The organism is Myroides sp. DF42-4-2 (genome assembly GCF_030326445.1).
Taxonomy (GTDB): Bacteria; Bacteroidota; Bacteroidia; order Flavobacteriales; family Flavobacteriaceae; genus Flavobacterium.
Genome location: NZ_JACAKI010000029.1, coordinates 1 through 22,633, shown reverse-complemented (window position 1 = coordinate 22,633; position 22,633 = coordinate 1). Strand labels below are relative to the sequence as shown.

Sequence of the window (22,633 nt, the reverse complement as noted above, 5' to 3'; positions counted from 1 at the left end):
GAGCAACGAGCAAAGAGCAACGAGCAAAGAGCAACGAGCAAAGAGCAACGAGCAAAGAGCAACGAGCAAAGAGCAACGAGCAAAGAGCAACGAGCAAAGAGCAAAGAGCAAAGAGCAAAGAGCAAAGAGCAAAGAGCAAAGAGCAAAGAGCAAAGAGCATCGAACGAAGAGCAAAGAGCATCGAACGAAGAGCAAAGAGCAACGAGCGACGAGCAAAGAGCAACGAACAAAAAAAAGGTTTGATCTACAAAAGACCAAACCTTTTTATCCGAGAATTCCTCGTAAACCGTTAACTGCAAACCAATCTAACCCTCATGTAACGTTTGTGAGATTTTTTCAAGATTCAAACTATTCGCCATGGCAGAGAAGATTTCATAATAGGTTTGTTTATTGTCGTACAAGACTTCGTGAACGCCACTTTCAACGACTTGTCCTTTCTCCATAACCACAATATTGTGTGCATCAATAATTTGAGAGATGCTATGGGAAACGATGATTACGGTTCTATTTTGTTTGATGGCGTCTAAACTTCGTTTAATTTGTTCGGTTGCGATAGCGTCTAAACTAGCTGTTGGTTCATCTAAAAAGATAATGGCGGGATCTTTGAGAAAGAGGCGCGCAATGGCGATGCGTTGTTGTTGTCCGCCTGATAACAAACGGGCATCGGATTCATAGCCTTGTGGCAAATCGACGATTTGCTCGTGTATATACGCTTTTTTTGCAGCATCTACCACATCCTCAAAGGAAGCGTTTTCATCGCCATAGCGGATATTTTCTGCTATACTTCCTTGAAAAATATGATTTTTTTGCAAAACAAGTCCGATGTGCTTGCGCAACTCTTTGGTATCGTATTCTTTGAGATCTATGCCATCCAAGAGAATCTGCCCATGACTAGGTTCATAAAACTTGTCCAATAAATTGATCACCGTGCTCTTCCCTGCTCCACTCAAACCGACTAAAGCGGTTGTTTTATTGGGTTCTATTAGCATAGACACCTCTTTTAAAGCGCGTGTGCCATTTGGATAGTGAAAGGACACCTGTTTCAATTCGATACGACCCTTAATTTTTTGGGGAATATAGGTCCCTGAGCTTTCTACTTCGTTGGCTTCGATAATTTCAAAGAAGCTTTCAGAATAGATCATTGCATCGTTAACATCGTCGTAAATGCGGTGTAGTTGCCGGATAGGCGCCGTTACATTGTTAAACAAAAGCACGTGAAACATGATGGCTCCAACACTCATTTGTCCTTGTAGAACAAAATAAGCGGTTAGCAGAATCACAACGACAAGGCCAAATTGTTCGATAAAGCTCTTTACGGCATCAAACACAAAACTCATCCTTCGAGTATGCAATTGATTCTCAGTCATATCCACTTGAATATCCTGGTGTTTCTGCGATTCTAAAGGTTCGCGAACAAAGGATTTGATCACGGTAATGGAATTGATCAACGAGATAATACCGTTGTTTTTATTCTCGCGATAACTCCTCATTTTACGTCTGTATCCTTTTAGTTTTTTGGCTTGATTTTGACTGACATAAAAATATAGGGGAATCATTGCTGTACTGACCATTCCTACATATACATTAGCAGAATAAATGAAAAAGAGCGCAACAATCGCATTGGCAAATAAGGGTAAGATATCGATAAAGAAATTTTGTACTAAACGAGTGATACTACTAATTCCTTGATCAATACGCGTTTGCAACTTTCCACTGTCATTTTCTTCGGAGGTATAAAACGCCATTTTAAAGGTCAAAATTCGCTCCACAACAAGTTGAGAAATATCGCGTGAGGTATAAATTCGCAATTTTTCACCAAAAAAGCGCTGTCCAAATTGAATACAGCTAAAGGCGATTTCTTTGATAATAAGAATAAGGCTACACCAAAGCAAGACTTGAAATCCCCAGGCTTCTGTTTGGTCATGGTTGACCACTGCACTTAATGCATCGACCAGATGGCGCAGCACTAAGGCATTGACTTGAACGGCAATGGAACCGATGGCAGTTAACAGTAGTGTTCCAATCACTAAGCTGCGATACGGTCGTATAAAAGGTTTTATTTTTTTTAATATGGCAATTAAATTCATGTGACAAAGGTAGTGTTCTCTTCCCTTATAATTCTTGACTTGGGTCAATAAATACGGGTATGATTCTGTAGTATTCTAAATTTTACTGTACATTTAAAACAAAAATAAATCATGATTATTCGTCCAGCCGTCGTAGAAGACATGGCAGCCCTTCAATTGCTCTACCAAAAGCAATTCGCAGATTTGCAACGCCATCAGCCCTATTCTTTTAAAGCCGATTTCCCAGCGCTTTCTTTTTTACAAGAAACCATTGAGGACGATGAAAGTACGTTTATCCTTGCGGTGGACCAAGACCATCTGGTTGGCATGACAGCCCTATTTATTGAGCACACCCTGCCTTACGAATGCTTCGTTTCCCACCGCTATCTCAACTTTGCCGATCTGTATGTGGAAGAAGCCTATCGCAATCGAGGAATAGGCAAACAACTCATACAGGCTGTAAAAGCATGGGCATCCCAGAAAAAGGTAGATTATATCGAGCTTATGGTACTCAAACAAAACACCGAAGCACTAAAACTTTATGTGGAACAAGAATTTGAACCTGTTCATACTACCCTGCGCTACCGATTAGACTAGATTTTATTCACTTATTTATTTAGAATAAATATAAACAATTATCTTTGCTTATTGTAACAAATAAAGATAAAGAATGAAATTATTGCTTTTGCGTATGTTGTGTGTGGGTAGCCTAGCCTTTACTTCTACTTTCACTAATGCACAAACGCCTATTGTTGTAGGACAAGAGTATGAATTATCCTCTGACGTATTAGGGGAAGAACGAAAAATACAAATCTACTTACCCAAGAGCTATGCGGATAGCAGCTTAACACCACAAGCTTATCCGGTAATTTACTTACTTGATAGCGAAAGCAATTTCAACTACTTTACTGCCTATATTGAAAAACTGTCTAAATACCCCTATCCTTCTATACCGGAGATGATTGTTGTTGGGATAGTCAATACCAATCGCACGCGAGATCTAACGCCTTCAACGCGCAAGGAGCATACAATGACAGCAGAACAAAAGGCCAAAATCAAAGGCGAAACTGGAGGTAATGCAGCATTCTTTCAATTCATAGCAGAGGAATTAAAACCTTTTGTGCAACAGCAATTTAGAACAAACGGTTATGCGATACTGGTTGGGCATTCATTTGGAGGAATTACTGCCTTGCATAATTTGCTTCATTATACGGATATGTTTCAGGCTTATATTGTGCACGATCCTAGTATTTGGTGGGATGATACTTTTATACTCCAGCAGTATCAAGCGAACCAACAGCAAGATTTTAAACACCGCAAATTGTTTTTAACCCAAGTGGGCGATAGCGAGAACAAAGGTCATTTAGAGGATCACTACAGTGCTATTAAGGCTTTTAATACCTTTGTGCAAGAGCATTCCCTAAAAGGGTTGACCTACCGCTATGAACAATATGAAGGTGAAAACCATGGAAGTATTCCTATGAAGGGTAATTTGGATGGTTTGCGCTATATTTTCGAGGATTATCCGCTAAACTTTAAGGACATTCAAAACAATCCCCAACTGGTAGAAACATCTTTTGCGCAATTGAGCAAAAACCTGCATTTTGAGTTTCACCCAAGTGAGACTTATCTCAAGTATATTGTTTCTTACTACGACAAGCAAGGAGCCAGTGAAATTGTCGATTATTTTATAGCGTATACGCTGCGTCTATACCCCAACAGTACGATAGGAAAAGCAAAGTAATTTGCTCTTTCTTAGCAACAAACCTACTGCTCACTCAAAGATTGAGAAGATTCACCCAAAAAAACTAGGTTGCTCAACCTAAATCAAAGTTATTTGTTGTCATTGCCTTTTACAAAAAGTCCCCATTTGATACACAGGTAAAGTTGTTTCCTAGTTTTATGCAGTGTCATAAGGCAAAAAAGGGTGACCTCGTTCTGGTTACCCTTTTTTTATTGTTCAAATGTAAATGATTTTTATTTCTTGAAAAGCATGTTTCTTCCTCCTTTAATTGTACCCAATTGGCAGGATAAGACAAACAGCCTATACATAATATTTTGTCGGTCGTTTATAAACGCAAGAGTAACTTTTCAGTAGCTGCGGCATCAATTCCTTCGTGAGAGGTGTGATAGACCACTTTGCCATCTGCTATGATCAGCAACTGTGGGGATTCATGTTGCACTTGAAAGCGATCCGCAATATCTAGTGAAACCAATCGATCCTTTTTCACATCCACCATATAGCAATCCACTTGTGTTGGATTAGTAAAAGAACGCTCAAAGTTTTTTAGCGCCATTTTGCTAATGTAACAGGTGGGGCTACTTTTAAAAATTATATACGGTTTACTTGTTGCATGTGCTACTAATTCCGACAAAGTAGTAGTTTCTGTAAGTTCAATCCAATTCATAAGACATTTTTTCAGTTAAATTGTACGATATTCATTCTCTTTATGACTTTTTGTCACCAATTCATACAAATATAGTGTTTTTTTTGGACAGAAAGTCTTAAATTTAGAATTGGAACGCATCTTGTAAAAAGTAGAGTACAACAACTAAAAAAAAAAATATGAACTTGAATAATTTTACAATAAAGTCGCAAGAAGCCTTACAGCGCGCACAGGTACTTGTGCAAGGGTTGGGGCAGCAACAAATCGAGAATGAGCACCTTTTCAAGGCTATTTTAGAAGTAGACGAGAATGTGACTCCATTTATTTTAAAGAAGCTCAATGTTAATTTAGATGCGTTTACTGCGGCATTGGATGCGAGTATACAGCGTTTTGCCAAAGTTGAGGGTGGTCAAATTGGGCTATCCAGAGAAACTGCAACTGTATTGACAGAGGCACAAGTTATAGGAACAAAAATGAAAGACGAATACGTTTCTATAGAGCATTTGCTATTGGCCATCTTCAAATCGAAGAGTACGGTTGCTCAAATGCTAAAAGATCAAGGTGTTACTGAAAAACAATTGGAAGCGGCTATTCTGGAGATCCGCAATGGCGCTCGTGTGACATCAGCATCTGCAGAAGACACATACAATTCACTAAATAAATACGCCAACAACTTAACACAATTGGCGTATGAAGGAAAGTTAGACCCTGTCATTGGCCGTGACGAAGAAATACGTCGTGTGCTACAAATCTTGAGTCGACGCACCAAAAACAACCCGATGTTGATCGGTGAGCCTGGTGTGGGTAAAACCGCCATTGCTGAAGGTTTAGCTCACCGTATTATACAACAAGACGTACCTGAAAACTTAAAGGACAAACAGATTTTCTCCTTGGACATGGGTGCATTAATTGCTGGTGCGAAATACAAAGGGGAATTTGAGGAGCGATTGAAATCGGTGGTCAAAGAAGTTACAACATCAGAGGGTCAGATTATTTTGTTTATCGATGAGATTCACACCTTAGTTGGTGCTGGAGGTGGTGATGGTGCCATGGATGCGGCAAATATCTTAAAACCAGCATTGGCACGTGGAGAGTTGCGTTCTATAGGAGCGACAACCCTGGATGAGTACCAAAAGTATTTTGAAAAGGACAAAGCATTAGAGCGTCGATTCCAAAAGGTGATTGTCGATGAGCCAGATACAGAGAGTGCCATTTCGATTTTACGTGGAATTAAAGAGAAATACGAAGCTCACCACAAGGTGCGCATCAAAGACGAGGCTATTATTGCAGCGGTGAATTTATCCGAACGCTATATTACCAACCGTTTCTTGCCCGATAAAGCGATTGACTTGATGGATGAGGCAGCGGCTAAATTGCGCATGGAGATTAACTCAAAGCCAGAAGAACTCGATGTATTAGATCGCAAAATCATGCAATTGGAAATTGAAATCGAGGCGATTAAACGCGAAAATGACGAAGATAAATTAAAGTTGCTTGGCTTGGAAGTGGCCAATATAAAAGAGGAGCGCAATGAGATTTTCGCTAAATGGCAATCAGAAAAAGAAGTAGTTGACCGCGTACAATTCTGTAAGCAAGAGATTGAAACCTTTAAGTTAGAAGCAGAAAAAGCGGAACGTGAGGGGGATTATGGAAAAGTAGCGGAATTGAGATACGGCAAAATAAAAGAAGCCCAAGAAGAGCTAGAAAAGGCACAAGCGCAGTTAGAGGAAAATCAGAAGGGGCATTCGTTAATTAAAGAGGAAGTAACCAGTGATGATATTGCAGAAGTAGTAGCGAAGTGGACGGGCGTACCGGTAACCAAAATGCTACAAAGTGAGCGTGAAAAACTCTTGCACTTAGAGGAGGAGTTACACAAACGCGTAGTAGGACAAGAGGAGGCTATTGAAGCGATTAGCGATGCGGTACGAAGAAGTCGTGCAGGCTTACAAGATCCAAAGAAACCTATTGGTTCCTTCCTATTCCTAGGAACAACGGGGGTTGGTAAAACGGAGCTAGCCAAAGCCTTAGCGGTCTATTTGTTTGACGATGAAAATGCGATGACGCGTATAGATATGAGTGAGTATAGCGAACGCCACAGTGTGAGTCGTTTGGTTGGTGCACCTCCAGGATATGTGGGCTATGATGAAGGAGGACAGCTGACAGAGGCGGTACGTAGAAAACCCTATTCTGTTGTATTGTTAGATGAAATTGAAAAAGCCCATCCGGATACGTTTAACATTTTGCTTCAGGTATTGGATGAGGGACGATTAACGGATAACAAAGGGCGTTTAGCGGATTTCAAAAACACCATCATCATTATGACTTCAAACATGGGTAGTCACATCATACAGGAGAAATTCGAGCAAGCGACCTCAATAGAACAAGCGTCAGAAGAGGCGAAAGAAGAAGTGCTGAACGTGTTAAAACAATCGGTACGTCCAGAGTTCTTAAACCGAATTGATGAGGTGGTTATGTTTACCCCGCTTACGCAAGAAAATATCCTTCAAATTGTCGATATTCAATTGCAAGGGGTGATGAAGATGTTGAATGAACAAAGTATTCATTTAGAAGCGACCCAAGAAGCTAAAGCGTTTTTAGCGCGTAAAGGTTATGATCCTCAATTTGGTGCACGACCGGTAAAACGCGTAGTACAACGCGAAGTGTTGAACAAACTATCCAAAGAAATTTTGGCTGGTCATGTCAAAGCCGAGAGTATGATTCTCTTAGATTCCTTTAACGACGAGCTAGTTTTCAGAAATAAATAAGATAGAATGAAAAAAGCAGTAAACTTAGGTTTACTGCTTTTTTTTATGTTTGAGTTTATCGAATTAAGATAAAGCTGCTTTTACTTGATCTGCTGCTTCTTGGAAAGCTACAGCTGATAAAATTGGCATACCTGATTGATCGATCAATTCTTTTGCTAACTCAGCGTTTGTTCCTTGAAGACGCACAATGATAGGCACTTTAATATCGTCACCCATGTTTCTGTAAGCATCTACAACTCCTTGAGCTACACGGTCACAACGAACGATTCCTCCGAAGATGTTGATTAAGATTGCTTTTACGTTTGGATCTTTTAAGATAATACGGAAAGCGATTTCAACGCGTTTAGCGTCTGCTGTTCCTCCTACGTCTAAGAAGTTTGCTGGTTCGAAACCTGCATATTTGATTAAGTCCATCGTAGCCATTGCTAAACCAGCACCGTTAACCATACATCCTACAGTTCCATCTAAATCTACATAGTTTAACCCTGCTTCTTTAGCTTCAACTTCGATAGGACGCTCTTCTGTAATATCTCTGTATTCAGCATATACTTTTTGTCTGTATAATGCGTTGTCATCGATAGTTACTTTAGCATCAACTGCTAAGATTTTATCGTCAGACGTTTTTAATACAGGGTTAATTTCGAACATAGAAGAGTCACTTCCGATGTAAGCATTGTACAATGCGTCAACGAATTTAACCATTTCTTTGAATGCATTACCAGATAAACCTAAGTTAAATGCAATTCTTCTTGCTTGGAAACCTTGTAATCCTACTGCAGGATCGATTTCTTCTTTGAAAATTAAATGTGGAGTTTTCTCAGCAACTTCTTCGATATCCATTCCTCCTTCAGTAGAATACATAATCATATTTCTACCTTTAGCACGGTCTAATAAAACAGACATATAGAACTCACTCGTTTCGCTTTCCCCTGGATAGTAAACATCTTCAGCTACTAATACTCTATTCACTCTTTTCCCTTCAGGTGGAGTTTGTGGAGTAATTAAATCCATTCCGATGATTTTTCCAGCTAGCTCTTTTACTTCATCTAAGTTCTTAGCTAACTTTACTCCTCCTCCTTTACCTCTTCCCCCAGCATGGATTTGAGCTTTTACTACATACCAACTTGTACCAGTTTCTTCTGTAAGTTGTTTTGCTTTTTCAACAGCTTCATCTGCGTTGTTAGCTACTAAACCACGTTGTACTCTAACTCCGTAGCTAGCTAATATTTCTTTACCTTGAAATTCATGTAAATTCATAGTGTAATACGTTTAGCTTTAAAAATAAACAGATACAAAAATAATAATTAGGTTTGAATTTCCCTAATTTAATTCTGCATATGTCCTATTTATTCTTGGATTTGACTTTATTAAATTTAAAAAATATTTGTTTTGTATTCGTATAATTTAGAAAATATCAATCGAACCTTTTCCTTCTCTTATTATTTCTGGTTCAATTCCCGACAAGTCGATTACGGTAGATGCCTGATTATCACCATATCCTCCGTCTATAATTAAGTCAACGATATTGTCCCATTTTTCTTGGATCAATTCAGGATCTGTGGTATACTCTAAAATTTCATCTTCGTCGTAGATTGAAGTCGACACAATGGGATTTCCGAGTCGGCGTACGATTTCTCTTGCGATATTGTTATCGGGCACGCGTATACCCACTGTTTTTTTCTTTCTAAACTCTTTAGGCAAGTTGTTATTCCCGGGTAGAATAAAGGTATAAGGACCTGGCAGTGCTTTCTTCAATATTTTGAAGGTTGCGGTATCAATTTGTTTGATATAATCCGATATATTACTCAAATCGTGGCATACAAAAGAAAAATTGGCTTTATCCAATTTGATTCCTTTAATACGTGCAATGCGTTCGAGTGCTTTGGTATTGGTGATATCACATCCCAAACCATATACAGTATCCGTTGGATAGATAATTAAACCGCCATTGCGCAGCACTTCTACTACCTTATTTATTTCCTTTTCGTTCGGATTTTCTGGATATATCTTTACAAACTGTGCCATATCTTTGATTTTTATTGTTTTATACAATTTACGTTAAAACTTGAAGCTTCGCAAATCGCAGTAATAATTTTTTAATTCCCCCGACGTCGAAGTTGATTTCTGCCTTTCGGTCTGCTCCTGCTCCTTCTAGGTTGAGAATGGTACCTTGGCCAAAACGTTCGTGCATGACGCGTTGTCCTTCAACCAGACCGCTGTTAGCGGCATTGCTTGCTTGACTTCCAGCAGCAGATGCATTAACGGGCTTAAGTTTGCGGATATTGCGATCCATCACGGGTTCTTCGTCATTTTTTAAATAGGCTGGTGGTGTTCCTTTTACGGGTTTAGACAAGCGCAATTTACTTTTGTCCACATCGCCAAAGATATCCGCATCTATTTTAGGTGTATAGCGGTAATTCGTTTCTACGGGAGTGAGAAATTCCAAGTATTGATCGTCAATCTCTTGAATAAAACGCGAGGGATCACAATCGACTAGTTTTCCCCAACGGTATCTCGATTGAGCGTAGGTCAGATATGCTTGGTGTTCTGCACGTGTTAAGGCCACGTAAAACAAACGGCGTTCTTCTTCTAATTCTGTTCGCGTGCTGCTACTCATTGCACTTGGAAAGAGATCTTCTTCCATACCTACACAGAAAACAGTAGGAAATTCTAGTCCTTTTGCCAAGTGAATCGTCATCAAAGCCACGCGATCATCATCTCCTGTATCTTTGTCTAAATCGGTTGCTAGGGCAACATCTTCCAAAAATTCAGATAAAGCACCTCTTGCACCGTCGATTTCGCGTTGTCCTTCAATAAAATCCTTAATACCATTGAGCAATTCCTCTATGTTTTCCATACGAGTAATACCTTCAGGTGTAGTGTCTTTGCGCAGTTCTTGTACAAACCCTGTTTTTTTCACTACATGCTCAACCATTTCATAGGCATCTTTGGTTTCCTCAAGCGCTTGAAAGGCTTTGATCATGTTGACAAAGTCCGTTAGTTTATTTTTTGTCCCTGCCGTAATTTTCAAGTCAATTTTATCAATATGACTCATCACTTCAAAAATTGAGCGTTTGTAGTGGTTGGCAGCGATTGTTAATTTATCTAAAGTGGTGGCGCCAATTCCCCTTGCCGGGTAATTGATCACGCGAACGAGCGCTTCTTCGTCTTTGGGGTTGATAATCAAGCGCAAATAGCTCAATACATCTTTAATTTCCTTGCGTTGATAGAAGGATAATCCGCCGTATATGCGATAGGGAATATCTCTTTTTCTCAAGGCATCCTCCATAGCACGCGACTGTGCATTAGTACGGTATAGAATAGCAAAATCGCTGTTATTTTTTTGATTTTGCATTTTTTCTTCAAAAATAGTAGACGCGACAAAACGACCTTCTTCACCGTCAGTTAATGAGCGGTGTACCTTAATCTTAGGTCCAAAATCGTTATCTGTCCACACAACTTTTTCCAACTTGACTTTATTCTTGTCAATAATGGTATTAGCTGCTTCTACGATATTTCTTGTCGAGCGGTAATTTTGCTCTAAGCGATACAGCTGTACGTTGTCAAAGTCCTTTTGGAAATTCAGGATATTGTTGATGTTTGCCCCGCGGAACGCATAGATACTTTGAGCGTCATCCCCTACCACACAGATATTTTGAAAGCGGTCTGATAAAGCGCGTACAATGAGGTACTGTGAGTTATTGGTATCTTGATACTCATCTACTAAGATATAGCGGAAGCGGTCCTGATACTTGGCCAATACGTCGGGAAAACGGGTTAATAGTTCGTTGGTTTTGAGCAGTAAATCATCGAAATCCATGGCTCCAGCTTTAAAACAGCGCTCAACATAGTGTTCGTATATTTCACCGATACGCGGGCGTTTGCTCATTGCGTCGGCTTCTTGAAGTTCGGCATCGTTAAAATAGGCTTTAACGGTCACCAAGTTATTTTTATAGGTTGAAATACGGCTTGCTACTTCTTTGGGTTTATAGATGTCTTTATCAAGTTGTAACTCTTTGATAATCTGACCGATTAATCGTTGACTATCTTGAGAGTCGTAAATAGAAAAGTTACTTGGGTATCCCAAATGATCCGCCTCTGCACGCAATAACCGAGCAAAAACGGAGTGAAAGGTACCCATCCACAAGTTTTTGGCTTCGCTGCTTCCCACAATTTGTGCGATTCGATTTTTCATCTCTCGCGCGGCTTTGTTGGTAAACGTTAAAGAGAGAATATTAAAGGCATCCACGCCTTGGTGCATCAGATATGCAATTCGCAAGGTCAATACTCTTGTTTTTCCTGAACCTGCTCCAGCAATCACAATCATTGGGCCATCCTTCTGTAATACAGGTGCTCTTTGAGCTTCATTAAGTTGATCAATATAACTTTGCATAGTGTCTATAACCGTAAAAAGCCAAAATTACAACTACTATTACTTTATAACAAGTTTTGTTTCTATTAAAGCGTCTTATCTTAATCAAATAGTATTACTTTTGTTCAAACTTATATTTCATGGATCTAAATATTATTCTTGTATCGCTTCAATATATTGTACCGGCTTTAGTCGTAGCGGGTTTGTCTTATATATTTTTTCAAAATATCGTTGAAAGACAATCCAAACGGGATTACTTTATCATTAAAGAGTTGACCGCAAAAGACACGGGTATTGACAGCAAAGCATTGAAGTTGCAGGCGTGTGAGCGCTTGGTGCTCTATGCCGAGCGCAGCGATCTAAAGAAGTTGATTCTACGCGTACAACCAGTGAGTAGCGATCCTCAGGCGTATGCTCATTTGTTGGTTCAACACCTCGAACAAGAATTTGAATACAATGTCACACAACAGCTCTACGTATCCGAAGAGCTATGGGCTATTGTTGTACATACCAAAAACACCCTTATTAGTACGATTCAACAAACGGCAAAGTCACCAGAGGTAACTTCGGCCTTGTTGCTTCAAAATCTCTTGTTGAACGAATCGGTAAATGTCCAAAGCAAAGTGGACATTCTAGTGCGAGCCGTGAGAGAAGAGACCAAACATAACTTATAGTAAATCAATTTAATAATTAGAACAATAATGAGAAGAATTTTGATAAGCGCATGTTTGTTACTTGGTGTTTTAGGAACCAATTACACCGCAAATGCTCAGAGTAAATTAGGTAGTGTATTGGGCAATTTATCCCAAGATCAGATTGGAAAAGGATTGAAAGAAGCGTTAGACAAGGGGATTCAAGAACAAGTGAGTCAACTTGCTAAACCCAACGGATTCTTCAAGAATGAAATGGTAAAGATCATGCTGCCAGATGAATTGCAAAAAGTAGATAAAACCCTACGCTCAATGGGAATGGGAAGTGTGGCAGATCAAGGCTTACAGCTGTTAAACAGAGCAGCGGAAAGCGCGGTAGAAGAAGCAACCCCTATTTTTGTACAGGCAATTAAAGAGTTGACCTTTACGGACGCTGCTAATATTCTCCTTGGCGGACAGTCTTCTGCCACTGCGTATTTAAAGGAAAAAACCTCCAAACAACTCGCTGTTAAATTTGCTCCAATCATTGAGGAGTCCCTATCAAAAGTAGGAGCTACAACTGCTTGGGAAGGCATTTTTACCAAATACAACAGTTTGCCTTTGGTTTCTCCTGTCAATCCAGATTTGACTAATTATGTAACGGAGAAAACCATGGAAGGCGTGTTTACTATGATTGCTGTGGAGGAAAACAATATCCGCGGAAATAAACAGGATGCAAGATCTACAACCTTATTGAAAGATGTATTCAGCAAACAAGACAATACTGCAAATACCACATCCACAAAAACAACGGATTCAGGAAAGAAAACTGCGCCTAAGAAAGAAAAGAAAAAAAGTTTGTTCGATTTATTTGAGTAACGAACTATAACAATCACATAACCTAACCGTAATATGCATTTTGAAAGAAAAACGGACATTTGTGTCATAATATTGATTTCTTAAAGAAGCAGTTAAAGTTAGTTGATAATTAAAGGAGCATTGGAGCACAATGTTCCTTTTTTTAATTCAAAACCAACAGTATATTACGAAAATCAATCGATTTATACTACTCTTATACTACTTCACATCATATCGATTAAATCCATTACCTAATTATCCGTGATTAAATTCTTCCATGCGCACGAAAAAATGCAGTTGCTCTTCTTCGCCTGCGTGTGCAATAAGACTGGCTTCGTTTCCGCATTGATCAAATAGGGAAAAATACATTTCTCCTCCCCATTCGTAATAGGACCATACGAGCCCTTCCCATGCTTGGTATACCCAAAAGCACAAGCCTTCTACCTCGTGGTTCTTCGCCATTACTTTTCTGAACTTACTAGAGGTAAACTCAAATTTAGCTGTAAATACTGCATTGTCATCCGCTGAAAAGCTGTGATCTGTAGATATGGTACAGCCTTTGTATATTCCCAATTGTCTGTAGTGAAACCATTTCCTCGGAATACAAGAGCTATGTCGAATGAACAAACCATCTTGTGCATTAAACTGTACATAGTATTTCGTTAGCTTGGAGTTTGGGATGCCGTTAACGTCTAGCTCAGTAAACGTTTGAACGCGTATATTTTCTTGGGTAAATTGTCGTTTAGGCAGTACTTTAACGGCAATGTAATCCGGTGGGATCGCACTGTAGTTAAACTCCTTAGAGGTGGTATATTCCACGCGTTTGATTCTTTGTATATTCTGATCTTGAGACCACTGTTTGACCTTCGACCGCACACAGAGTCTAAATTCTTTGGTGTATTCGTGTATAGCGAGATAAAGTACGGCAGACGAAACTGGGCCTGTCCTTTGTTGTATGAGCTCTTCTGTTGGGGGATAGACGTACAATCCCGCCTGATCAGAATAGCTTAGCTTGAGTTGAATGGGGTTATTCTCCTCATCGACAAATTCGATATGTTCCATAATTTCTTTAGCGGGTATGCCAATGGAAAAACCCGCTTTGTCTCGGGCCTCTAAACTAATTTTAATGGCAACTTGATGCTTTCCATTCGCGTAAAGCACTGCCGTTTTACTGCCGTCTACCATACTTATCTTCAACATTGACAAGGCATTGACATCCTCCCAATTGTATAGATTTTCTCCTACGCGTTCGTTATTAGACACAATGGTGTTTCCCTTGACGTGGGCATCTTTGTAGAGGTAGGCGCGGTCTTTAATTGTTGCATGCCCATACACATGTACATTGTCATATATTTGGGCTGAACCTTCGACAGAAGCATAATCATATACTTTGGCGTAGGAAGAAACTAAGGCATTGCCACAAATAGTAGCATTGCCATATATCTGAGCTGAATCTTCTACTGATGCCTCGTCGTAGACCTGAGCACTAGCCGTGACAATGGCATAATCCGAAACCACGGCATTGCCGTATACTTGTGCCTCTGCCGTAATTCGCGCTGCACCAAATACCTCAGCATTCCCGCTGACTACGGCATTGTCTAATATAGCCGCTTCACCATATACCTTGGCGTTGTCTGCAATCCACGAACTTCCTGTCTGACTTAAATTTAGCTCACTTTCAACCCACCCTCCTTTTCTACGCGTTTTCAAACACTCTATACGCCAAAGCAGGTAGCCATTATACTCCATGGATTCATTGGTTATTTTGTACTTACTCATCTCCATAACTTTTTGAATTTCACCTTATTTCGCTCTAATAGAAAAACATCTCTTTTTTAGATTAGTTACAAAATACTTGTATCATTTTAACAACCTAAATATCTTCCACAACCAAGACAGCCTCAGTAAAGGGCTGTACCTCCACTTAGAAGACAAAGTAAAAATATTTCAAAAAACAGTTCAAATCCACGACATATCGTTAAAACAAAGATCACCCAATAAAATAATTAACAAAAAGACAATACATTTAAAAAAATGGAATACTTGATAGATTATTGAAGTGTTTATCATCCCTTGAGGAAGCAAAAAAAAAGAGCTCTCCAAAACAGACAGCTCTTAATCTTATAGTTAGATCACTTTAAACAGACCGGGGTATTCCGTTACAAAGCCCTCCTCATCGAGGGTAATGGTCGCTTCGAAATCACTCCAAATATTTTTATAGTGGTAGGTATTTTCGGATAGTTTAGTATACTCTTGTTGAACGAGGGTAAAATTCTCTTCTAAAGGATTAATATAGAGTACGGGAATTATTTTTGATTCGCCCACAGCCATATTCAATCGATTGATAGGCAATGTATTGGTAAAAGGAGTTACAGCAATATCAATATCGAGGCATTCGTTGAAATGAGGATATTCTTGTTCATCAATAATCCATTGGTCATTTAATTTATGACCACTTAATTGAAAATGGCGATGCCCTTCTTGACAGCGAATATCAAAGAAACGAGTCTCCCATTGGGAGGTAGTAACCACCTGGTACTCTACGCCGTAAATGCGATTGTTTTTATTTCCTACTAATTCACCTTTACAGTGAAAGCTTCCTTCTTTTTCGATGGCAGTAAAATGTTCCACGGATATAGAATCAATACCTAACCAACTGCGTTTTTTTTCCATATGCTTCAAGAAACTATAAATTATTTAATTTAACACTAAGCGTTGCAATAAATGTGGGAATAAATGTATCTATTGTAAATCGCGGATTGGGTTGCCAGGCCTCGTCATAGGCGGTAATAGCAAATCCGGCACGCGTTTGTCCTCCGATCAGGTCTTTGAGGGAGTGGCCAAACACAAGGGCCTCACCTTTCTCCATTTTTTGCTGTAATTCAGCGGGAGACAAATCGGTTTGATCAGCATAAGGGATTTTGTATTTGGGTTGGATCAATCCTTGTGCTTTTACGGCTGCTTGTCGGTCTTCTACAAACACGACGGGATTGTAAAAGCTACTGATAAGTTTTCCGCCAGTTTTTAACACGCGGTAACACTCTTCCCAAACTTTTGTAACATCATCGACATATAAATTAGAAATTGGGTGAACAATTAGGTCAAAATAGTCGTTTTCAAATAGGTGAAGATCACGCATATCCCCTTGTATGGTTTGTATATCTAACTGATCTCTTTCCGCCACCTCTCGATCTTTCTGCAATTGTTCTTCTGATAAATCATAGACGGTTACTTCTGCGCCTAAGGCAGCTAGTATAGGGCCTTGTTGGCCACCAGCCGATGCTAAACACAGTACTTTTTTTCCTTTGACATCGCCTAACCAATTTTTGTCTAGGCTGGTAGGTAGGACATACAAGTCCGCTATTCCTTGTTTAGCTTGTTTTACTAAGGCACTGCTGACTGGCTGAGACCAAGGAGCATTTGCTTTGGCTTGGCTGTCCCAGGCTGCTTGATTGTGTTTTATAAAATCTTTCAATGATAGTTCGAATAAACAGCAGTTAATTTAGTTCAACCGCCATTTAAAATTATCCTTTTTTATTATATAAATCAAATATTTTTTTCGCACTTCGTCATATTTACACGTCTTTTTCTCCTTGAACTACTCGCTTAAACAACGGTAATAGTCTGGTTGTAAGCCCTATTATAATCAAAAAAAGAGGAGGCAAAAAACAAAAAAAAGGGAGGGTACAAGTCGACCTTGTACCCTCCCTTATACATTTATCTTTTCCTTGGATTAGGTTAACATTCCCCCATCCACATTGATTACTTGTCCTGTAATATAAGCAGATAATTCTGAAGCTAAGAACACACATGCATTCGCAACGTCTTCTGGTCTTCCCCCTCGTTTTAAAGGAATGGCATCTGTCCATCCTTTTACTACATCTTCTGCTAATTTGCCTGTCATCTCCGTTTCGATAAATCCTGGTGCAATAACGTTACAACGAATATTTCTTGATCCTAATTCTAAGGCTACTGATTTAGAGAATCCTATTACCCCTGCTTTTGATGCTGCATAGTTTGCTTGTCCTGCATTTCCTTTTACCCCTACAACTGAACTCATATTGATAATAGAACCCTTTCTATTTTTCAACATGGTGCGTTGTACTGCTTTGGTCATGTTAAATACAGACTTCAAGTTTACTTCAATTACTGCGTCGAAGTCTTGTTCAGACATTCTCATCAATAAGTTATCTTTTGTGATACCTGCATTATTAATTAAAACATCAATATTACCAAAGTCTTTTAAAACTTCTTCCACCAATTGTTCCGCTGCATTGTATTCAGCTGCATTTGATTGATATCCTTTTGCTTGAACACCTAAAGCTACGAGTTCACTTACTAATTCATCCGCTGCTTGTACCGATGAACTATAGGTAAATGCTACGTTAGCGCCTTGTTCAGCAAATGCTAAAGCTACACCTCTTCCGATTCCACGTGTAGCACCGGTAATAATTGCTATTTTTCCTTCTAATAATTTCATGTATGATTCAATTTTGTTTTGACAAAGGGCAAATATAAACAATTTGTAATTCGAGACTGAATTTTTTAAACTGTTTGTACTTCTTTTCTAAAAAAGACCATATAAAACAAGGTAGTTAGGAGCAGAAAGAGGAAGTAATATCCATGAGTGACTAGTTCAATAAAGCCTAATTTTTTTTCTGTAAAGCCCAATAAGATCAGGATTTGCGCTCCATATGGCAGGATTCCTTGAATAATACAAGCGAAGATATCGAGGACTGAAGCCACATAGGGGCGATTGAGCTTATATTCATCAGCTACATCATTGGCGAGATTTCCGACTACGAGGATAGACACCGTATTATTGGCCATACAGATTCCCACTCCTGATACGAGGGAAGCGATGCCAAATACGGCACCTTTTGAGGTTTTAATTTTGCTTCTCATACTGCTTAAAATCCACGCCAATCCTCCTTGACGCTCGATCATACGCGCCAATCCACCTGTCAACATAGACAAAAGGAAGATTTCGGTCATAGAAGTAAATCCGAGATAGGTGTGATTAGCCAATCCGACTAGGTCAAAATCAGTGCGAACTAAACCGATGATTCCCGCCCCTAGGATACCCATAAAAAGCGCGATAAATACATCTATACCGACCAAAGCCAATACAATGGTTAGTATATAGGGAATCAACAAGATATAATTGGTCTTTTCACTCAAATCCAAGGCGACATTAGTTGCATCGTTTTTCATAAAAAAGAGCACGCCAACGGTTAATAGTGCTGCAGGTATGGCAAGTTTGAAGTTAGCTCTAAACTTATCTTTCATTTCACAGCCTAATGTTTGTGTAGCGGTGATGGTTGTATCGGAAATAAGGGACAAATTATCGCCAAACATAGCTCCCCCTAATAGGGCACCACAAAGCAGCCCCATAGAGCTACCCGTTTTCTCTGCTAATCCAACCACAATAGGTCCCAAAGCTACAATAGTACCCACAGAAGTACCAATAGAAAGAGAAAGAAAACAAGCAATAATAAAGATTCCTACACCTAAATAAGCCACAGGAATAAAGTGCAGGCCAATATTCACCATCGCCTCTACTCCACCAATCGCTTTGGTGATAGCAGCAAAGGCACCGGCTAAGAGATAAATCAAACACATGGTGATGATTTTACTATCACTACATCCATCAATAAGTGCAGTGATGCGTTCTTTCATTGGGGTTTTATAAAACAAGACAAAAGCCGTAATTATTCCTACGCTAATAGCAATAGGTGATGGCAATTGATAAAAGTTGTCTAAGGCTATTCCACTTCCTAGAAAAACAGCGACAAAAACAAAAAAAGGAATGAGGGTGTACAATTTGTTTTCTGACATATATTTAGTTTTTATATCTAAAAACAAGTAATGGTAAGATATCCATTGAAAAAATATAGTACAGCAAGTATACCCACGAGAGGTAGATCAACATTTTTTCCATGACTGGCTTATCCTTTGGAGCACCTTGCTTGTTGTTGCAGGTTGCTATTTTTCTACTTGTTTTTAGAAAAATTCCTGATAATTGAGTCACAAAAGTAAAACCATTATTTAAAACTGACAACAGAAAAGATATATTTTTTCTTTTTATTCAATTTATGTGGCCTTTTTTTTAATCCTACTAGATATTACTTACTTTTGTTGCCCTAACAAAAAAATACAATACGAAATGAGAAAACTACTGCTTACACTGGGATTAGCGGGATTATTAACGACTGCTTCTCTTGCGCAGTCTGGACCTAAAAATGCGATAGGATTGCGCTTTGGCGGAAACGCTGGATTGGGTACTGAGATATCATACCAACGCAATTTATCCAAAAACAATCGTTTAGAGTTGGATCTAGGTTTTAGAAACAACGATGACTATAACGCCACAAAGATTACGGGTATATACCAATGGGTGTGGAATATTGAAGGTAACTTTGATTGGTATGCAGGTGTTGGTGCAGCTGTAGGAAATTACAGTTATAAGTATTACGGTCGCTCTGGCAAGCGATACAAAGACAATGGTACATTTGGTTTGATTACAGGTACAGTGGGTATAGAGTATACCTTTGATGAAATTCCCTTGCAACTTGCTTTGGATGCCCGTCCTGAACTGTACTTAAACGACTCGTATCGCGACGGACTCTACATCGACTTTGGTGTAGCTGTACGCTATAAATTCTAAAAAATAGTTTTCTCTTTTCTCTTAATAACGATATGAAATAGCGAGGTTTTCCTCGCTATTTTAGTTTACAGGTAACGGTTGACGAGCCGATTAAAGATGAGCCAATACGATGGAATGATCTAAATAAACACACTGTATCAAACCGCCCAGATTTCATTGCTCTTTGCTCTTTGCTCTTTGCTCTTCGCTCGTTGCTCTTTGCTCTTTGTGAAGCACAATTATCTTACAAATGAAAATATTTAACAAACCGTGCAAATCGTAGCGTAGCGTAGATTCATCGAACACCAAAACAAAATATAAACTAGGTGAGATAAACCGTGCAAACCGCGCAAATAACAAACCGCGCAAATCGTAGCGTAGCGTAGATTCATCGAACACCAAAACAAAATATAAACTAGGTGAGATAAACCGCACAGATTTCGTTGCTCGTCGCTCTTCGCTCTTCGTTCGATGCTCGTTGCTCGTCGCTCTTCGTTCGTCGCTCTTCGTTCGTTGCTCTTCGTTCGTCGCAAAGCACAATTATCTTACAAACCGTTCAACTAACAAACCGTGCAAACCGCGCAAATAACAAACCGCACAAATAACAAATCGTAGATTCATCGAACACCAAAACAAAATATAAACTAGGTGAGATAAACCGCACAGATTTCGTTGCTCGTCGCTCTTCGTTCGTTGCTCGTTGCTCTTCGTTCGTTGCTCGTTGCTCGTTGCAAAGCACAATTATCTTACAAACCGTTCAACTAACAAACCGTGCAAACCGCGCAACGTGCAAACCGCGCAAATAACAAACCGCGCAAATAACAAATCCCCCCCCCCATCAGCGACTTTTAGTATATTGAATCATCTCCCTATACTTATTTTTGAGGGGTGTAGGTTCTAAGATAAACGCTCGAGTATATTGGAATCCGAATTTCTCACAGAGGTTGATACTGCGTTGGTTTTCTTTTTCGACCGTATAAAGAATCTTTTTGGTAGGAATACGTGCTGCTATAATAGACAGTACTTGTTGTAACAAATGTGTTCCATAGCCTTTTCCTTGTTGTTTTTCAGTAACCCACAATCCAATTTCAGCCGTATGTAGATTGATATCATTAATGGTTACACAACCAATGAAGGCGTTTCCTTGTTTTTCAAAAACCAACAACACCAAGCAACTTCCTTCTTTCATTTCCAATTGAGATTGTCGGATGTATTCGGCAACCAACAAGGGATGTGCAAAGGAATCTATACTCAAATATTGTCCTACTGCGGGGGTAAAATGCCGCTGTAGCAATGGCGCATCTGCTGTTGTAATCTTGCGGAAGCACAAATCTTGATGCTCCCATTGTTGGGTTTCGGGAAATACCGTTCTCTCCTGGGGCTCGAGCATATTCAAAATTAAGAGTACTTCTTGCTTTATCCCTTCTTGAATGAGGTTGAACGTTTGTGCTTCTTCTATCTTCTCTCTATCAATAAGTAAGATATGCAGCAGTTGAACCCAGGCGTACTTTGCTGTCTCTTCTTTATCTCCAATTTGAGTTTTTGTCCCACTTTCCGGCCATGGATAAGCTTTTAGGGAAGTTTCCTTTCGATAGAGGTTCCAATCTTTCCCCATGAGCTGTACATAGGCCCGCAAGAGTCGCAATTGCACCTCGCGTTCAAGTACAGTTGTGGTTTGATGGTAGTCTTCCAACAAGAGCGGTAGAATATAAGAATCTAAAACAGCTATTTGCGAAGCTGTTTCCACGGAAAGCAATAGATTAGACCAATTGCATTCTCCACGGGTAATGGCTAAAAACAAGTCACCTCTTTCTCTTTCTTCGGCTGTTAAGATAGGCTGGTTTAGGTAGTTTTCTACCTCAGCTATGGGATTATTTTTCATCTGTGTAGGCGATTAATACAAAAAAGTTCAGTTTAATTCGATGAATCAAGCTGAACTTTTACAAAATACTGTTTTTATTTGAGTATGTTACTTCTTTGAGGGGTTATCTTTGCGATACTGTAGCATATTCAATATTTTTTCTTCGCTAATATTTCGCACAAAACTATGATGATAGACATAGCCTAATTTTTCAGCAATATTGATGCTTCCTTTATTGTCTTGATCTACATTATAAATCAGGTAGTCCACCGTCATATGATCAGATACAAACTGCTCTAGGGCTTTGATAATTTCTTTACCGTACCCCTTGCCGCTTGCGCTTTCTTTTAACCAGATACCCAGTGAAATGGATTCTTCATTGATGTCGTGGATTCCACAGCAGCCAATAAATTCTCCAGTTTGGCGATCAGTTGCCAACAAAGTAATATCTTGTTGTTTTTCTAGTTGCCCTAAGCTATAGGCGACAAAACCGAAGGTATCTTCTTTTTTTTGTGTGGGAGTAAAAGGTAAATATTTTGCTACAGTAGGCGTTAATTCTCTAAAAATATCGTCTACATATTGTTCATTTACGATGATGAACTTCAAGCGATCACTTGAAAAAGTCAGGGTTGTATCAAATTTCATATACTGTTTGATTCAATTGGGCTAAAAATTAGGTTCAATAATCAGCTTTATTTAATTTCAGATACAAATATAAGTGATAATTTAAAGAGAAAGGCGGTTCTTCCCTTTAAAATTACCGTTCTTTTCGGTCGTCAAGCCCCTTAAATTGACAGATAAGAAAAAAAATGTTTTTTTTGTAAGCTTTTTTTTCATTCCTAGTAGGCTCATACTTAATGCAGTAAAAAAAAGGAGTGCTTTACCTCCTATTTTCTCTCTATTTTTATTTGCATAAAATAAAAACTAATAGTATGTTTGCTCCAGTAAAAATGAGGAATACCTCAGTTTTCAGGAGAGGTGCCGGAGTGGTAACGGAGCAGATTGCTAATCTGTCGACTGGTAACGGTCGCCAGGGTTCGAGTCCCTGT

At 39.2% G+C, this 22,633-nt stretch carries 18 protein-coding genes, 1 pseudogene and 1 riboswitch; of the genes and pseudogenes, 7 read left to right on the top strand and 12 right to left on the bottom strand.

Annotated elements, in window-relative coordinates:
- Window positions 1-293, top strand: a pseudogene (locus tag HX062_RS15175) (hypothetical protein); the annotation flags it as partial.
- 12 nt (window positions 294-305) lie between these two features.
- Here HX062_RS15175 and HX062_RS15170 read toward each other — a convergent pair.
- Window positions 306-2,087, bottom strand: coding sequence for an ABC transporter ATP-binding protein (locus HX062_RS15170; protein WP_182628468.1), 1,782 nt, complete (start codon window positions 2,085-2,087; stop codon window positions 306-308).
- Between the two features lie 111 nt (window positions 2,088-2,198).
- Here HX062_RS15170 and HX062_RS15165 point away from each other — a divergent pair, with 111 nt between their 5' ends.
- Window positions 2,199-2,663, top strand: a complete 465-nt coding sequence (locus tag HX062_RS15165) for a GNAT family N-acetyltransferase (RefSeq protein WP_286467988.1) — start codon at window positions 2,199-2,201, stop codon at window positions 2,661-2,663.
- Between the two features lie 73 nt (window positions 2,664-2,736).
- Window positions 2,737-3,810, top strand: a complete 1,074-nt coding sequence (locus HX062_RS15160) for an alpha/beta hydrolase (RefSeq protein WP_286467987.1) — start codon at window positions 2,737-2,739, stop codon at window positions 3,808-3,810.
- 325 nt (window positions 3,811-4,135) lie between these two features.
- Here the strand turns inward: HX062_RS15160 and ytxJ are convergent, their stop codons facing one another.
- Complete coding sequence (gene ytxJ, locus HX062_RS15155) at window positions 4,136-4,474, bottom strand: bacillithiol system redox-active protein YtxJ (RefSeq protein ID WP_182628466.1); 339 nt, start codon at window positions 4,472-4,474, stop codon at window positions 4,136-4,138.
- A gap of 158 nt (window positions 4,475-4,632) precedes the next feature.
- On the opposite strand from ytxJ, the gene clpB reads away from it, so the two are divergent.
- The gene (gene clpB, locus HX062_RS15150; RefSeq protein WP_286467986.1) at window positions 4,633-7,218 is read left to right on the top strand and encodes an ATP-dependent chaperone ClpB; all 2,586 of its coding nucleotides are present in this window, start codon (window positions 4,633-4,635) and stop codon (window positions 7,216-7,218) included.
- 63 nt (window positions 7,219-7,281) lie between these two features.
- Here the strand turns inward: clpB and sucC are convergent, their stop codons facing one another.
- The 3 genes from sucC to HX062_RS15135 all read right to left on the bottom strand — a co-directional run bounded on the left by sucC (window position 7,282) and on the right by HX062_RS15135 (window position 11,611).
- The gene (gene sucC / locus HX062_RS15145; protein ID WP_182628464.1) at window positions 7,282-8,475 is read right to left on the bottom strand and encodes an ADP-forming succinate--CoA ligase subunit beta; all 1,194 of its coding nucleotides are present in this window, start codon (window positions 8,473-8,475) and stop codon (window positions 7,282-7,284) included.
- A gap of 147 nt (window positions 8,476-8,622) precedes the next feature.
- On the bottom strand, window positions 8,623-9,243 hold the full coding sequence (locus tag HX062_RS15140) for an L-threonylcarbamoyladenylate synthase (RefSeq protein ID WP_182628463.1): 621 nt from the start codon (window positions 9,241-9,243) through the stop codon (window positions 8,623-8,625).
- A gap of 28 nt (window positions 9,244-9,271) precedes the next feature.
- Window positions 9,272-11,611 (bottom strand): ATP-dependent helicase, encoded by a 2,340-nt coding sequence (locus HX062_RS15135; RefSeq protein ID WP_286467985.1) that lies wholly within the window; start codon window positions 11,609-11,611, stop codon window positions 9,272-9,274.
- Window positions 11,612-11,730: 119 nt separating this feature from the next.
- Here HX062_RS15135 and HX062_RS15130 point away from each other — a divergent pair, with 119 nt between their 5' ends.
- Both HX062_RS15130 and HX062_RS15125 read left to right on the top strand, forming a co-directional pair.
- Complete coding sequence (locus tag HX062_RS15130; RefSeq protein ID WP_182628461.1) at window positions 11,731-12,264, top strand: DUF7935 family protein; 534 nt, start codon at window positions 11,731-11,733, stop codon at window positions 12,262-12,264.
- Between the two features lie 27 nt (window positions 12,265-12,291).
- Window positions 12,292-13,098, top strand: coding sequence for a DUF4197 domain-containing protein (locus HX062_RS15125; RefSeq protein ID WP_182628460.1), 807 nt, complete (start codon window positions 12,292-12,294; stop codon window positions 13,096-13,098).
- A gap of 234 nt (window positions 13,099-13,332) precedes the next feature.
- Here the strand turns inward: HX062_RS15125 and HX062_RS15120 are convergent, their stop codons facing one another.
- The 5 genes from HX062_RS15120 to HX062_RS15100 form a co-directional block, all read right to left on the bottom strand.
- Window positions 13,333-14,856 (bottom strand): LbetaH domain-containing protein, encoded by a 1,524-nt coding sequence (locus HX062_RS15120; protein WP_286467983.1) that lies wholly within the window; start codon window positions 14,854-14,856, stop codon window positions 13,333-13,335.
- A gap of 348 nt (window positions 14,857-15,204) precedes the next feature.
- A complete protein-coding gene (locus tag HX062_RS15115; RefSeq protein WP_286467982.1) occupies window positions 15,205-15,750 on the bottom strand; it encodes a putative glycolipid-binding domain-containing protein in 546 nt (181 codons plus the stop codon).
- Between the two features lie 13 nt (window positions 15,751-15,763).
- Window positions 15,764-16,552, bottom strand: a complete 789-nt coding sequence (locus HX062_RS15110) for a class I SAM-dependent methyltransferase (RefSeq protein ID WP_182628454.1) — start codon at window positions 16,550-16,552, stop codon at window positions 15,764-15,766.
- 258 nt (window positions 16,553-16,810) lie between these two features.
- Entirely contained in the window at window positions 16,811-17,557 is a 747-nt protein-coding gene (fabG, locus tag HX062_RS15105; RefSeq protein ID WP_182628453.1) for a 3-oxoacyl-[acyl-carrier-protein] reductase, read from the bottom strand.
- Window positions 17,558-17,622: 65 nt separating this feature from the next.
- Window positions 17,623-18,915, bottom strand: a complete 1,293-nt coding sequence (locus HX062_RS15100) for a Na+/H+ antiporter NhaC family protein (RefSeq protein WP_286467981.1) — start codon at window positions 18,913-18,915, stop codon at window positions 17,623-17,625.
- Between the two features lie 83 nt (window positions 18,916-18,998).
- Window positions 18,999-19,104: riboswitch (SAM-I-IV-variant riboswitch) on the bottom strand.
- A 139-nt stretch (window positions 19,105-19,243) separates the two neighbouring features.
- Here HX062_RS15100 and HX062_RS15095 point away from each other — a divergent pair.
- Window positions 19,244-19,744 (top strand): outer membrane protein, encoded by a 501-nt coding sequence (locus HX062_RS15095; protein ID WP_182628451.1) that lies wholly within the window; start codon window positions 19,244-19,246, stop codon window positions 19,742-19,744.
- Window positions 19,745-20,561: 817 nt separating this feature from the next.
- Here HX062_RS15095 and HX062_RS15090 read toward each other — a convergent pair.
- Together HX062_RS15090 and HX062_RS15085 are read right to left on the bottom strand one after the other, a co-directional pair.
- Entirely contained in the window at window positions 20,562-21,605 is a 1,044-nt protein-coding gene (locus HX062_RS15090) for a GNAT family N-acetyltransferase (protein WP_286467980.1), read from the bottom strand.
- Window positions 21,606-21,692: 87 nt separating this feature from the next.
- On the bottom strand, window positions 21,693-22,229 hold the full coding sequence (locus HX062_RS15085) for a GNAT family N-acetyltransferase (RefSeq protein ID WP_286467978.1): 537 nt from the start codon (window positions 22,227-22,229) through the stop codon (window positions 21,693-21,695).
- Window positions 22,230-22,633: the final 404 nt, after the last annotated feature.

Excerpts from the sequence above, each read along its gene's own strand:
- HX062_RS15165 (WP_286467988.1), top strand. The coding sequence starts at position 2,199 with ATGATTATTCGTCCAGCCGTCGTAGAAGACATGGCAGCCCTTCAATTG.
- HX062_RS15130 (WP_182628461.1), top strand. The coding sequence starts at position 11,731 with ATGGATCTAAATATTATTCTTGTATCGCTTCAATATATTGTACCGGCT.
- HX062_RS15160 (WP_286467987.1), top strand. The coding sequence starts at position 2,737 with ATGAAATTATTGCTTTTGCGTATGTTGTGTGTGGGTAGCCTAGCCTTT.
- HX062_RS15140 (WP_182628463.1), bottom strand. The coding sequence starts at position 9,243 with ATGGCACAGTTTGTAAAGATATATCCAGAAAATCCGAACGAAAAGGAA.
- HX062_RS15100 (WP_286467981.1), bottom strand. The coding sequence starts at position 18,915 with ATGTCAGAAAACAAATTGTACACCCTCATTCCTTTTTTTGTTTTTGTC.
- ytxJ (WP_182628466.1), bottom strand. The coding sequence starts at position 4,474 with ATGAATTGGATTGAACTTACAGAAACTACTACTTTGTCGGAATTAGTA.
- sucC (WP_182628464.1), bottom strand. The coding sequence starts at position 8,475 with ATGAATTTACATGAATTTCAAGGTAAAGAAATATTAGCTAGCTACGGA.
- HX062_RS15090 (WP_286467980.1), bottom strand. The coding sequence starts at position 21,605 with ATGAAAAATAATCCCATAGCTGAGGTAGAAAACTACCTAAACCAGCCT.
- HX062_RS15085 (WP_286467978.1), bottom strand. The coding sequence starts at position 22,229 with ATGAAATTTGATACAACCCTGACTTTTTCAAGTGATCGCTTGAAGTTC.
- HX062_RS15095 (WP_182628451.1), top strand. The coding sequence starts at position 19,244 with ATGAGAAAACTACTGCTTACACTGGGATTAGCGGGATTATTAACGACT.
- fabG (WP_182628453.1), bottom strand. The coding sequence starts at position 17,557 with ATGAAATTATTAGAAGGAAAAATAGCAATTATTACCGGTGCTACACGT.
- HX062_RS15120 (WP_286467983.1), bottom strand. The coding sequence starts at position 14,856 with ATGAGTAAGTACAAAATAACCAATGAATCCATGGAGTATAATGGCTAC.
- clpB (WP_286467986.1), top strand. The coding sequence starts at position 4,633 with ATGAACTTGAATAATTTTACAATAAAGTCGCAAGAAGCCTTACAGCGC.
- HX062_RS15115 (WP_286467982.1), bottom strand. The coding sequence starts at position 15,750 with ATGGAAAAAAAACGCAGTTGGTTAGGTATTGATTCTATATCCGTGGAA.
- HX062_RS15135 (WP_286467985.1), bottom strand. The coding sequence starts at position 11,611 with ATGCAAAGTTATATTGATCAACTTAATGAAGCTCAAAGAGCACCTGTA.
- HX062_RS15170 (WP_182628468.1), bottom strand. The coding sequence starts at position 2,087 with ATGAATTTAATTGCCATATTAAAAAAAATAAAACCTTTTATACGACCG.
- HX062_RS15125 (WP_182628460.1), top strand. The coding sequence starts at position 12,292 with ATGAGAAGAATTTTGATAAGCGCATGTTTGTTACTTGGTGTTTTAGGA.